The 12,232-nt window shown below is 70.0% G+C and carries 12 protein-coding genes; 10 read left to right on the forward strand and 2 right to left on the reverse strand.

The annotated features are described in order from the left end of the window. Positions 1-30 precede the first annotated feature (30 nt). Positions 31-1,368 (forward strand): homogentisate 1,2-dioxygenase, encoded by a 1,338-nt coding sequence (gene hmgA, locus LXT21_RS00860; RefSeq protein ID WP_254036183.1) that lies wholly within the window; start codon positions 31-33, stop codon positions 1,366-1,368. Further along, entirely contained in the window at positions 1,365-1,733 is a 369-nt protein-coding gene (locus LXT21_RS00865) for a Rieske (2Fe-2S) protein (protein ID WP_254036184.1), read from the forward strand. The genes hmgA and LXT21_RS00865 overlap by 4 nt, the downstream gene beginning before the upstream one ends. Before the next feature lie 12 nt (positions 1,734-1,745). On the opposite strand, the gene LXT21_RS00870 is transcribed toward LXT21_RS00865, so the two are convergent. Both LXT21_RS00870 and LXT21_RS00875 read right to left on the reverse strand, forming a co-directional pair. Beyond that, complete coding sequence (locus LXT21_RS00870) at positions 1,746-2,450, reverse strand: metallophosphoesterase family protein (protein WP_254036185.1); 705 nt, start codon at positions 2,448-2,450, stop codon at positions 1,746-1,748. After that, the gene (locus LXT21_RS00875; protein ID WP_254036909.1) at positions 2,434-3,258 is read right to left on the reverse strand and encodes a nucleotidyltransferase; all 825 of its coding nucleotides are present in this window, start codon (positions 3,256-3,258) and stop codon (positions 2,434-2,436) included. The genes LXT21_RS00870 and LXT21_RS00875 overlap by 17 nt, the downstream gene beginning before the upstream one ends. A 246-nt stretch (positions 3,259-3,504) precedes the next feature. On the opposite strand from LXT21_RS00875, the gene LXT21_RS00880 reads away from it, so the two are divergent. The 8 genes from LXT21_RS00880 to LXT21_RS00915 all read left to right on the forward strand — a co-directional run bounded on the left by LXT21_RS00880 (position 3,505) and on the right by LXT21_RS00915 (position 12,183). Beyond that, entirely contained in the window at positions 3,505-4,497 is a 993-nt protein-coding gene (locus tag LXT21_RS00880; protein WP_254036186.1) for a hypothetical protein, read from the forward strand. 25 nt (positions 4,498-4,522) lie between these two features. Then, positions 4,523-5,065: an RNA polymerase sigma factor gene (locus LXT21_RS00885; RefSeq protein WP_254036187.1), complete on the forward strand. Its 543-nt coding sequence runs from the start codon at positions 4,523-4,525 to the stop codon at positions 5,063-5,065. Continuing rightward, positions 5,062-5,832, forward strand: a complete 771-nt coding sequence (locus LXT21_RS00890; protein WP_254036188.1) for an ACP synthase — start codon at positions 5,062-5,064, stop codon at positions 5,830-5,832. Before LXT21_RS00885 ends, LXT21_RS00890 begins: the two co-directional genes overlap by 4 nt. Continuing rightward, a complete protein-coding gene (locus LXT21_RS00895; protein ID WP_254036189.1) occupies positions 5,829-7,430 on the forward strand; it encodes a caspase family protein in 1,602 nt (533 codons plus the stop codon). The genes LXT21_RS00890 and LXT21_RS00895 overlap by 4 nt, the downstream gene beginning before the upstream one ends. A gap of 11 nt (positions 7,431-7,441) precedes the next feature. Further along, positions 7,442-8,404, forward strand: a complete 963-nt coding sequence (locus LXT21_RS00900) for a hypothetical protein (protein ID WP_254036190.1) — start codon at positions 7,442-7,444, stop codon at positions 8,402-8,404. Between the two features lie 74 nt (positions 8,405-8,478). Then, positions 8,479-10,104 carry an AmpG family muropeptide MFS transporter gene (locus LXT21_RS00905; protein ID WP_254036191.1) on the forward strand — a complete coding sequence of 542 codons (1,626 nt, stop codon included), beginning with the start codon at positions 8,479-8,481 and terminating at the stop codon, positions 10,102-10,104. Between the two features lie 94 nt (positions 10,105-10,198). After that, positions 10,199-11,836, forward strand: coding sequence for a phosphoglucomutase (alpha-D-glucose-1,6-bisphosphate-dependent) (gene pgm / locus LXT21_RS00910; RefSeq protein WP_254036192.1), 1,638 nt, complete (start codon positions 10,199-10,201; stop codon positions 11,834-11,836). After that, positions 11,833-12,183, forward strand: coding sequence for a DoxX family protein (locus LXT21_RS00915; protein ID WP_254036193.1), 351 nt, complete (start codon positions 11,833-11,835; stop codon positions 12,181-12,183). The genes pgm and LXT21_RS00915 overlap by 4 nt, the downstream gene beginning before the upstream one ends. The last annotated feature ends 49 nt before the right edge of the window (positions 12,184-12,232 follow it).

A 12,232-nucleotide genomic window follows, 5' to 3' on the forward strand; every position in this document is an offset into this window, starting at 1 on the left:
CTCCCGGCCCGACTGCGGAGGAACTTCACGGTGACCCTCGAGAATCGAACCGCGGTACCTCCGAAGAGCGGGCTGCGCAAGGCGCCCGGCGACTACCTCTCCGGATTCGGCAACGAAGTGGCGACGGAGGCCGTCCCCGGTGCGCTGCCCGTGGGACAGAACTCTCCGCAGAAGGCCCCCTTCGGGCTGTACGCGGAGCAGCTGTCCGGCACGGCCTTCACCGTGGCGCGCCGGGAAAACAAGCGCTCCTGGATGTACCGCCTGCGTCCGAGCGCCAACCATCCCGCGTATCAGCCCCATCCCCAGGGGCTGGTGCGCGGGGGTCCCTTCGACGAGGTGCCGCCCTCGCCCAACCGCATGCGCTGGAGCCCCCAGCCCGTGCCCACCGAGCCCACCGACTTCGTGGAGGGACTCATCACCTACGCCGGCAACGGCGACACGGCCACGAGCAGCGGCATCTCCATCCACCTGTACCGCGCCAACCGGTCCATGACCGACAAGGTATTCTACAGCGCGGACGGCGAGCTGCTCCTCGTCCCGCAGGCGGGGCGGCTGACGCTGGTGACGGAGATGGGCGTGCTGGAGCTGCGCCCGGGTGAAATCGCCATCGTGCCACGCGGCGTGCGCTTCCGCGCGGAGCTGCCGGACGGCCCCGTGGCGGGCTACATCTGCGAGAACCACGGCGCGCTCTTCCGCCTGCCGGACCTGGGGCCCATCGGCTCCAACGGCCTGGCCAACGCGCGCGACTTCCTCACGCCGGTGGCCGCCTTCGAGGACGTGGACCGTCCGACGCTGGTGGTGCAGAAGTACCAGGGCCGGCTGTGGGCCTCCCAGTTCAACCACTCACCGCTCGACGTGGTGGCGTGGCACGGCAACCTGGCGCCGTACAAGTATGACCTGGCGCGCTTCAACACCATCGGCACGGTGAGCTACGACCACCCGGACCCGTCCATCTTCACGGTGCTGACGTCGCCCAGTGAGTCCCCCGGCACGGCCAACTGCGACTTCGTCATCTTCCCGCCCCGGTGGATGGTGGCCGAGGACACCTTCCGTCCGCCCTGGTTCCACCGCAACGTGATGAGCGAGTTCATGGGGCTGGTGCAGGGCGTGTACGACGCCAAGGTCGGCGGCTTCGCCCCGGGCGGCGCGTCGCTGCACAACTGCATGAGTGGCCACGGTCCGGACCGCGCCAGCTACGAGCAGGCCATCAAGGCGGAGCTCAAGCCGCACAAGATTCAGGACACGATGGCGTTCATGTTCGAGTCGCGCTGGGTCATCCGCCCCACGCGCTTCGCCATGGAGACGTCCACCATGCAGCTCGACTACGACGACTGCTGGGCGGGCTTCGAGAAGGCCCGTCTGCCTTGAGCCTCCCGCCGCGGCAGCGCGTCTGGACGACGCCGCCTGACGTCACGCTGTGCCCGGTGGACTCCCTCACGGACCCGGGCGCGCGCAACTTCGTCCTCCAGATAGAGGAGGCCTTCTTCCACGGCTTCCTCGTGCGCCACAACGGTCAGGTCCACGGCTACGTGGACCGGTGTCCTCACGCGGGCCTGCCGCTGGCGCGCGTGCTGGACCAGTACCTGACGCCGGACAAGCAGCACCTGGTCTGCGGCTGGCACGGCGCGCTCTTCCGCCCCGACGACGGCAAGTGCGTGGGAGGTCCGTGCAACGGCGCCTCCCTGACGCCCTGGCCCGTGAAGGTGGAGGACGGCATGGTCGTCACCACCTGAGCCGCGGCGGCGCTACACCTCCAGCAGCATGTAGCGCTGGTCCGGCGTGTGCTTCGTGAGCAGGGGCATGGCGACGTTGAAGACGGGGATGCCGCTCTTCGTCTTGCCCTGCAGCGAGCCGTGGTGCGCGTGTCCGTGGAAGACCGCCTCCGCGCCGTAGTGGTCGATGGGCATCGCCAGACGGCTGGTGCCGAGGAAGGGGCGGATCTCGATGTTCTCCCCCTCCAGCGTCTCCGGAATCGGGGCGTAGTGCATGATGATGACCTTGCGCGGCGTGTCCAGGTGGCTCAGCGCCGCCTCCAGCTTGAGCGACTCCGTCACCGCCTCCTGCACGAAGGCCTTCGTCTGCCCTTCACCGAAGGCCTGCAGCGTGGCGTTGCCGTAGCCGCCGCCGAAGCCCTTCACCCCGGCCACGCCGAGCACCTTCTCGAAGATGAAGTGGTCCCCGTCGAGGATGTGCACGCCGGCCTTGGACAGCTCCGCGCAGATGTCCTTCACGTGGCCCTGCTCGTAGTCGTGGTTGCCGAGCACCGCCGCGCACGGCACGCGCAGCGCGGACAGGTCCTCGGCGAGCACCTTGCCCTCCTCCACCATGCCGCGGTCCGTGAGGTCGCCGCACAGCACCAGCAGGTCCGCCGTCGCGTTCACCTGTTTGACGAGGTGCCGGAACCGGCCGTGCTGGTCCTCACGACAGTGAAGGTCACCGACCGCCGCCAATCGAATCTTCGAGCTCGGGTCCCTCGCCACGCGCGCCCCCCTGTCGTCGTTCGTTCTCGTCCCAGGCCCGCCCGTCCCCGAACCCCCAGTGGTGGATGTCCACGTGGTAGTTCACCTTGGAGACGAGGTTGCCCCGACACAGCTTCTGCTCCCAGCCGCCGTCGCGCATGCTGTCCAGCGTGCGCCGCATCAGCTCCGCCAGCACCCATTCGGGGATGACATCCCTCTCCGAGGGATAGGCGAAGCGGAACATCATCACGTGGCTGAGCAGCACCTCCCAGTACCGGTCGAAGCGGCGCATCAGCCGCTCCCAGTCCATCTGCTGCCCCGCCTTGAGGATGAGGTGGTTGACGTCCGCGCCGTCGAAGCGCTCGCGCTCCGCGACGAACGCCTTGGACCAGATCATCTCCTCGGCGGGCGCGACCAGGCACTCGTGGCCGAAGATGGTGGAGGTGCGCGCGTGCTCGAACCACTCGTCGTCCACCACCGCCACGCCGTTGCCGGACGAGAAGATGAAGTCGACGAAGTACTCCCCCTTGAAGGCCTTGTAGAGCCACACCTCGTCGGTGCGCTCGGTGCGCCAGCCGTCCTTCTCCAGGACCTCTAGCGCGCGCGCCGCGTCCGCCTTGCGGGGGAACAAGTCCAGGTCCTTCGTGTCCCGGTAGATGCCGGTATAGGTGGCATACGCGTACGCACCGCCCACCACGAAGGGCACCCCCGCATCACGCAGCAACCCCACCGCGCGCGCTCGGGCGTTGAGCTCGTCCGAGCTGCGCTCGCGCTCGGCCAGCGCCGCGTCGGTGCCCATCTCGCCAGGATGGTTGGGGTGTCGTTTTTCCATGGGCGAAAGGTAGGGACGCTGCATTTCCAGCGTCCGAAAGCCCGTTGAAGTCGCCCGAGGAGCAGCCAGGCGGCCCCCAACCCCCTGGAATCACGAAGCCTTTCAAAGTCAGACAGCTCCCTTTTCTGTTTTCCGACGGGGCTGTGTCCATAGGAGCGAACACGCTGCCGCACGGCCCGCCGGGGGCCATCCGAACAGGAAGGAAGAAGGACCATGCTGCGCAAGAGCCTGCTGTGTGCCGCCCTGATGCTGGTGGGTTGTGAGTCCGAGGACAAGAAGCCCCAGGACGTCGAGTCGTTCCGTCAGGGCGTGCCCTCCAAGCAGATGGTGGAGGTGTCGTCGCCGGGACCGATGGGCGAGGAGCAGGGCAAGACGTCCGCGTACTACGGCGAAGGGGAGCTGTCGGGGAACTACTTCCTCACCGCGACCGCCGCCTTCAGCATGAACAGCGCCACGCTGAGCGTGCTCGGGTTGGTGGCGGAGATCGTCAAGCACCCGCCCTCCTCCATCGAGGGAGACATCGCCGTGTGGGGCCCGCACGCCGACCCCCTGGACCCCATCTCCTGGAGGCTGACCGTCCAGCACAAGGAGGGCGACACGTATTCGTGGGTGCTGGACGCCAAGGGCCGCAACGCGCCGGACGCGAGCTTCAAGACGGTGCTGTCCGGCTCGCACACGGCGGGCGTGGATGGGGATGGGGAGCGGCTGTCGGGCTACGGCTCTGGCCAGTTCCTCGTCGACTTCGACAACGAGCGCGGGCTGCCCGGCAACGAGGAGGACGTGCAGCCGCTGGCGACCCTGGAGGTCCGCTACGCGCGCACCGGGCCGGACGCGACGGCGTCGGTGGAGGCGGACCTCGAGTACACGGATGAGCAGGACCTGGTCACGAACACGAAGTACCGCTTCAAGCAGGCCCCGGGCGCCGGGGGTGAGCTGGACTTCGTGTCGCAGCAGGACATCGACGCGGACCCGACGCGCGCGCAGTTGGAGCGGCTGGCCATCAAGAGCCGCTGGGAGCGCAACGGGGCTGGTCGCTCGGACATCAAGCTGTCGGGCGGGGACCTCTTCGGCGAGGCCACCGTCAACGAGTGCTGGGACCAGGGACACATGAGCACCTACTACGCGGCCAGCTTCAACCCGGTCCTCGGCTACGGGGCGGTGAGCGCCTGCGGAAGCTTCAGCACCGCGGTCTACTCCTCGTTGTGACGCGGCTCGCGGTAGTCTGGGGCGCGTGACAGCTCCGCGCCAGCCGGCCCTCCGGGTCATCCAAGGCGGTCCCCTCCCGGACCGGCGAGACTTCCTGCGCGAGCTGTACACGCGGTACGGCGGCAGCGTGATGGGGCGCTGCCGCTATCTGTTGAAGGACGCGGCGAAGGCGGAGGACGCGATGCATGACGTCTTCGCGCGCGCCCTGAGCCACGCGGACGACTTCCGCGCGGACGCCTCGCCGCTGACGTGGTTGATGAAGATCGCCACCCACCACTGCCTCAACCAGCTGCGCTCGGAGCGCGCGGGATGGAGGCAGTGGTTCGAGCGCGACGCCGCCGCGCGCTCGGAGGGACACGGTGGCGACGGTGAGATGGAGACGCGGGATCTGGTGCGCCGGCTGCTGTCGAAGGTGGATGAGGAGACGCAGGCGGCGGTGGTCCACTACCACGTGGACGGGATGACCCTGGAAGAGGTGGCCGCGTTGCTGGGACGCTCGGTGCCCACCATCCGCAAGCGGCTGGAGCGCTTCGCCGAGCTGGGCGGAGAGGAGCTGAGGGTTCGATGAGCGCGCACGAGTCGGAGTGGACACTGCGCCGCCTGCGGGCCGGCGAGCTGGCCTCCCCCGAGGCCCACCGAGTCCGGGCCCACGCGGCCGGCTGCACGACCTGCGGCGCCGTGCTGAAAGGGCTCGAGGAGAACCAGGCCCGCTTCGAGGCGGAGCTCCCCTTCGAGCGCTTCGAGGCCGGCGTCGAGCGCGCCCTGGAGCGCCAGCAGCGGCAGCCAGCCACGCGCCCTGCGCCCCGGCGCTGGGTGCCCGCGACGGTGGCCCTGGCCGCGTCGCTGCTGGTGGTGGTGCTGGCGAAGCCGCTCCTGGAGGAGGGGCCTGGGAGGAACCGGCTCAAGGGTGGCGGCGACGTGGCGGAGCTGCGCATCGGCGGCGGCACGGGTCCGCAGCGAGAGGCGCGTCCGGACAGGCCCGAGGCGCTGGAGCCCGGTGAGCGGGTGATGCTGGGCTACAAGGCGGGCGCGCACCGGTACATGGCCGCGGTGTCCGTGGATGCCATCGGCGAGGTGTCGGCGCTGCATCCGGAGTCCGGCGCCAGCGTGGCGGTGGAGCCCGGCGAGGAGGTGCACTGGCTGGAGGGGAGCTGGGAGCTCACCGGCTCGGGCGCCGAGCGCGTGGTGCTGGTGCTGGGTGACGAACCCTTCGCGGTGGAGTCGCTGGTGGAGGCGACGCGGCGTGCCTTCGCGGCGGCGGGCGGCGAGGTGGAGCGGATGGCGCCGCTCGACGTGAAGGGCGCGCAGACGCACTGGGTGCTGCTCAAGCCATGAGCCCGTCCCTCTTCCCTCTCGGGCGGGCCCTGGGCCTGGCGCTCGCGCTCACCGTGGCCTCTGCGGCGCACGCGGACAGCCTGCGCCGCTTCGCGCTGATTGCCGGCAACGACGAGGGCGGCGACGAGACACGGCCCCTGCGCTTCGCCCGAGACGACGCGCGCAAGATGCACGGGCTGTTGGCGCGGCTGGGCGGCGTGGCGCCCGGCGACGCGAAGCTCCTGCTCAACGAGACGTCGAAGGACTTCCTCGCGGCGCTCACGGAGCTGGAGGCGCGGGCGAAGGCGGCGCAGGACAGAGGCGAGCGCACGGCGCTGCTCGTCTATTACTCCGGCCACGCGAAGGACGGCACGCTGCGGCTGGGCAACACGCGCCTGGGCTTCGACGATTTGAAGCGCCGGCTGTCGAACGCGCCCGCGGACATCCGCATCGCGATTCTGGACTCGTGCCGCTCCGGGGCGATGACGCGCACCAAGGGCGCGCGGCGGGCCCCGGCCTTCGAAATCGAGTCCGGCGCGCCACGCGACGCGCGGGGCCTGGTCATCCTCACCTCCAGCGCGGCGGATGAGGACTCGCAGGAGTCGGACGCGCTGGGTGGCAGCTACTTCTCCCACCACCTGGCCAGCGGCCTGTTGGGTGACGCGGACCGCAGCGGCGATGGGCGGGTGACGCTGTTCGAGGCGTACTCGCATGCGTACGCGCGCACGGTGGCGGACACCGCGGCGAGCAGCGGCGGCGCGCAGCACCCCACGTTCAGCTACGACCTGGCGGGCAACGGCGACCTGGTGCTCACGGACCTGCGCGCGGGCGGCGACGGGCTGGTGGTGCCGCAGGTGGCGCCTCCGGGCATGTACTACTTCGTGGACCCGGCCGGGCTGGTGGTGGCGGAGCTGGACAAGACGGACGGCGTGGAGCGCCGCGTGGCCCTTGCGCCCGGCACCTACCGCGTGAAGCGCCGGCTCCCGGACAAGTTGCGCATCGGCGAGGTGCAGGTGTCGCGCGGCCAGCCCGTGGTGCTGGAGGAGTCGCGCTTGAGGGACGCGCCCTTCTCCGATGATCCGGTGAAGGGCGTGAGCCTGGATGGAGGGGCGTGGTGGACCTTGGGCCTGTCCGGCGCGGTGCAGTCCTACTTCGACGCGCCCACGCGACAGTCGCTGTTCCTCTCGGTGGGCATGTTGGGGGTGGAGGCGCAGCTCCATGACTACTTCCGGCGCGACTGGGTGTGGGGCGTGGACGTGGCGATGGGCCGCAAGCAGGCGCTGCTCGACTTGCCCACGTTGAGCGGGCCGCCGTACCGGTACTCGGTGACGAGCCTGGGCACGACGCTCGCTTCCGAGTGGCCCCAGGGACGCATCACCCCCTTCGTGGGCGCGCGAATGGCGTACCTCGTGATGCGGCGCGACTTCGAGGAGGCCGCGTATCCGGACCAGAAGTACGCGATGTTCTCGCCGGGACTCGTCGCGGGCCTGCGCTGGCAGCCCCTGCCGCGCCTGCACGTGACGGGACGTGCCCGGCTCCACTACCTGCTCTACACCGTGGACGAGCAACGCTCCCTGGGCTTCTGGGAGCTGGGCGCGCTCCTCACCTACCGGCCATGAAGGAGCGTTCGATGCGATACCTGACGCCCATCTGCCTGTGTCTGGCCCTGGCCGCTTGCGGCGGCGACTTCTCCAACGACGACCTGGAGTTCCAGAACGCCATCCCCCTGCGCGAGGACCTGATGGCGAAGGTGCTCGGGGAGGAGCAGGCGAAGGCGCGGGCCCTGCGCGCGGCGTCCAAGGTCCAGGCACTGCAGCTGGGACGGCTGGGAGAGGTGTCCAGCATCGTCGGCGACACGAGCGAGACGGGCCGAGACTTCAACGACTCGGTCGGCAACATGCTGCAGGCCATCGACAACATCCGGACCCTGCCCGCGACCACCCGCGGCCCCAACCGCCGGGTCTGGGGGCCCTTCCTGGGCAAGAACGACATGAAGTTCGACACGCGCTTCGTGATGACGCGTGAAGGGGGGCGCTTCGACTACCACCTCCAGCTTCGCGACGTCGGAGAGGGCGAGGACGACTGGTGGAGCTTCCTCTCCGGCTCGTTCGAGGCGAGCGGCGGCGTGCGCCGGGGGACGGGCAGCCTCATCCTCGACCTGAAGCGCTCGCGCGAGGAGGATTACCTGGGCGTGGACTTCATCGACCGGGAGGAGATCCACTACCAGACGAAGACGTTCCCCACGCGGGTGGAGCTGGTCTGGGTCTTCGCGGAGAACACCCTGCCCCTGCCCTCGCGCTACGTGTACCGGGAGGCAGAGAGCGGCGTGGCGGAGATGACCTTCGAGCTGGTCCAGACGGACTTCGTGCTCGGGGGCCAGAAGGAGGACATCGCGCTCACCACGCGCTGGGCGCCGGACGGACGGGGCCTGGGGGCGGTGGAGATTCTGCGCGGCGACATCCCGGGCGCGAAGTACACCGAGTGCTGGGACGCCCAGGGGAAGGTGACGTTCCTCTCCCGCTCCTGGGACATCTTCAATCCGACGGAGGGCGTGCGCGCCTCCTGCCCGGACCTGTCGGCGCTGGACCGGTGACCGGCCAACCCTCCGAGCGCAGGAGCGCGGGACGGCCTGGGCCCCGCACGCGGCTGGTATAGAGTCCGCCGCCTATGCGCGAGCAGGGCGGCAAGAGTGGGGAGAAGCGACCGGGGACGTGGGCCAGCCTGGCCCGGGCCATGGCCTCCTGGAGGACGGCCTCCGTCACCCTGCTCTCGTTCTCCTCGGGTCTGCCGCTGGGCCTGGTGTGGATCGCCATCCCCGACTGGCTGCGCAGCATCGGCGTGGACATCCGCGTGGTGGGCCTCATCACGCTGGCGCAGGCCCCCTGGTCCTTCAAGTTCATCTGGTCCCCGCTGATGGACCGCTACGTGCCGCCCTTCTGGGGACGGCGCCGGGGCTGGATGGCGGTGGCGCAGGTGGCGCTGTTCGCCACGACCCTGGCGCTCGCGGGGCTGGGGGAACATCCCGAGGCTGCGTGGGTGGTGGGCGCGCTGGCCATGGCGGTGGCCTTCGCGTCCGCGACGCAGGACATCGCCATCGACGCGTACGCGGTGGAGGTGCTGCGCAAGGAGGAGCAGGGCGTGGCGGTGGGCGCGCGCGTGGCGCTGTATCGCGCGGCCATGTTCATCGCGGGCTCGGCGGCGATCACCCTCGCGGGCCGCGTGTCGTGGAAGTGGGTGGTCATCGGGCTGGCGACGCTGTACCTGCCCATGCTCATCATCACCCGCTTCGCGCCGGAGCCCGAGGAGCGGCTCACCCCGCCCAAGTCCCTCAAGGACGCTGTCTGGTATCCGTTCGTGGGCTTCCTGTCGCGGCACCGCGCGCTCGAAATCCTCGCCTTCGTCTTCCTCTACAAGCTGGCCGACAACCTCGGCGGCACGCTGCTCCGCCCGTTCCTGGTGGACATGGGGTACAGCGACTTGCACCGCGGCGTGGCGCTCGGGACGATTGGCCTGTTCGGCACCATCCTGGGCACGCTGGTGGGCGGCGCGTGGACGACGGTGCTGGGGCTGGGCCGCGCGCTCTGGGTGTTCGGCGTCATCCAGATTGTGTCCAACATCGGCTACGTGCTCGTCGCCCGGGCGGGTGGGCCCAACGTGTGGCTGATGTACAGCGCCATCGGCTTCGAGCAGGTGACGCAGGGCCTGGGCACGGGCGCCTTCTCCGTGCTGCTGATGCGGCTGACACAGAAGCGCTTCTCGGCCACGCAGTTCGCGCTGCTCTCCAGCCTGTTCTCCATTCCGCGCGTGGTGGCGGGGCCCATCGCCGGCTTCCTCGTGTACTCCATCGGCTGGGAGCCCTTCTTCTGGTTCACCATGGTGGGCGGCATCCCCGGCCTGCTCCTGCTCGCGCGCTTCGTGCCGCTGGGCGTGAGGGACCCGGACTTCGACGTGCAGAGCCGCCCCACCACGCGCGCCGTGAGCCGGCCGATGATGGTGGGCAGCGCGGCGCTCGCGGCCGTGGTGGGCATGGGCCTGGGGCTGGTGACGACGGCGCTGCTCACCGCGGTGCAGAACCTGCGCAAGACGCCGCAGGCGGGCTTCGACTTCGCCACGCCCTTCGGCGCGCTGTTCCAGCCCTCGGGCGTCACCGACTGGGTGACGCTGGCGAGCATCATCGTCTTCGGGTTGACGGTGGGCCTGCTCACCGCCGCCGTGCTCGCCGCGCGCTCCGGGGCCTTCTACCTGCCCGAACAGGAGGCGCCGACCTCCCCCTCCGGCGCGCCCAGCCCGTAGCAGCGGGCCTTGGGGCGGGTCTGGGTCCACCCGAGGACAGCGCGTCGAGAAGGCTGAGCAAACTGTCGGGCCGCGCGCCTATGGTGCGGTCGACATGGCCCATCCTCTCGCTGGAAAGCTCCCGCCCGAAGACCTCCTCATCGACCCCGAGAAGCTGCGCGCGCGCTACTACGCGGAGACGCCCGACGTGGGCATCCCCGAGCAGCGCGTGGCCTTCGGCACCTCGGGACACCGCGGCTCATCGGCGCGCACCAGCTTCAACGAGGCGCACATCGTCGCGGTGACGCAGGCGCTCTGCGAGTACCGCCAGCAGCAGGGCATCGACGGCCCGCTGTACCTGGGCATGGACACCCACGCCCTGTCCGCCCCCGCGCAACAGACGGCGCTGGAGGTGCTCGCCGCCCACGGCGTGCAGGTGCGCTTCACCGACGGCGCCACGCCCACGCCCGTCATCTCCCACGCCATCCTCACGTTCAACAAGGGGCGCACCACGGGGCTCGCGGACGGCATCGTCATCACCCCGTCCCACAACCCGCCCGAGGACGGCGGAATCAAATACAACCCGCCCAACGGCGGCCCCGCGGACACGAACGTCACCGCGCTCATCGAGCGCCGGGCCAACGCGCTGCTCGGCGAGGGCAACCGCGGCGTCCAGCGCACCCCGTACGAGCGGGCGCGCACGGCCCCCACGGTGAAGCCGTACGACTTCATCACGCCGTACGTCGAGGACCTGGGCTCCGTCGTCGACATGGAGGCCATCCAGGGCGCGAAGCTGAAGATTGGCGCGGACCCGCTCGGCGGCTCCAACGTGGCGTACTGGGAGCCCATCGCCACGCGCTACGGGCTGAATCTCACGGTGGTGAACCCCACCGTGGACCCGACGTTCCGGTTCATGCCGGTGGACCACGACGGCAAGATCCGCATGGACTGCTCGTCGCCGTACGCCATGGCGAACCTGGTGAAGCTCAAGGACCAGTATGACCTGGCCTTCGGCAACGACGCGGACTCGGACCGGCACGGCATCGTCACGCGCTCGCTGGGGTTGATGAACCCCAACCATTACCTGGCGGTGGCCATCCACTACCTGTTCCAGAACCGCCCCGGCTGGAAGGCGGGCACCGCGGTGGGCAAGACGCTGGTGTCCAGCGGGCTCATCGACCGCGTGGCGCAGAGCCTCCACCGCCGCGTCGTCGAGGTGCCGGTGGGCTTCAAGTGGTTCGTGGACGGGCTCCTGGCGGGCACGCTGGGCTTCGGCGGTGAGGAGAGCGCGGGCGCATCCTTCCTGCGCCGCGACGGCACGGTGTGGACCACGGACAAGGACGGCATGCTGTTGGACCTGCTCGCGGTGGAGATCCTCGCGCGCACGGGAAAGGACCCGGGCGAGCACTACCAGGACCTGGCCGCGCGCTTCGGCACGCCCTACTACGCGCGCATCGACCAGCCGGCCACGCCCGCGCAGAAGGCGGTGCTCAAGAAACTCTCCCCGGACGCGGTGAAGGCGCAGAGCCTGGCCGGCGAGCCCATCCTCCAGCGCCTCACCCGCGCGCCCGGCAACGACGCGGACATCGGCGGCCTGAAAGTCGTGGCCCAGAATGGCTGGTTCGCCGCGCGGCCCTCGGGCACCGAGGACGTGTACAAAATCTACGCGGAGAGCTTCCGCGACGAGGCCCACCTGAACGCCATCCTCGAGGAGGCCCGCGCCATCGTCGCCCAGGCCTTCGCCGGCACGTGAAGACCGTCCTGATGTACGTGCTGGGCCTCTTCATGGTGGCCGGCGGCATCAACCACTTCGTCCATCCGCGCGCCTACGTGCGGATGATGCCGCCGTACCTGCCCTGGCACGGCCCGCTCGTCTTCTGGAGCGGCGTGGCGGAGGTGCTCTTGGGGGTGGGCCTGCTCATCCCCGCCACCCGGGTGGTGTCGGCGTGGGGGCTCATCGCGCTGTTCATCGCCGTCTTCCCCGCCAACCTCCAGATGGCGCGGGAGCCCGAGCGCTTCCGGAAGATTCCCAAGGCGGCCCTCTGGGCGAGGCTCCCGCTGCAGGGCGTCCTCATCCTCTGGGCCTGGTGGTACACCTGATCCACGAAGCGCCTGTCCGCCCGGCGGCCCTGGGGTACGTCCTTCCTTG

Source organism: Myxococcus guangdongensis (assembly GCF_024198255.1).
GTDB lineage: Bacteria > Myxococcota > Myxococcia > Myxococcales > Myxococcaceae > Myxococcus > Myxococcus guangdongensis.

Bases quoted from the DNA above. Each gene is read 5' to 3' on its own strand.
- LXT21_RS00895 (WP_254036189.1), top strand. From the start codon at position 5,829: ATGAGCCCGTCCCTCTTCCCTCTCGGGCGGGCCCTGGGCCTGGCGCTC.
- LXT21_RS00890 (WP_254036188.1), top strand. From the start codon at position 5,062: ATGAGCGCGCACGAGTCGGAGTGGACACTGCGCCGCCTGCGGGCCGGC.
- LXT21_RS00875 (WP_254036909.1), bottom strand. From the start codon at position 3,258: ATGGGCACCGACGCGGCGCTGGCCGAGCGCGAGCGCAGCTCGGACGAG.
- pgm (WP_254036192.1), top strand. From the start codon at position 10,199: ATGGCCCATCCTCTCGCTGGAAAGCTCCCGCCCGAAGACCTCCTCATC.
- LXT21_RS00880 (WP_254036186.1), top strand. From the start codon at position 3,505: ATGCTGCGCAAGAGCCTGCTGTGTGCCGCCCTGATGCTGGTGGGTTGT.
- LXT21_RS00900 (WP_254036190.1), top strand. From the start codon at position 7,442: ATGCGATACCTGACGCCCATCTGCCTGTGTCTGGCCCTGGCCGCTTGC.
- LXT21_RS00905 (WP_254036191.1), top strand. From the start codon at position 8,479: ATGCGCGAGCAGGGCGGCAAGAGTGGGGAGAAGCGACCGGGGACGTGG.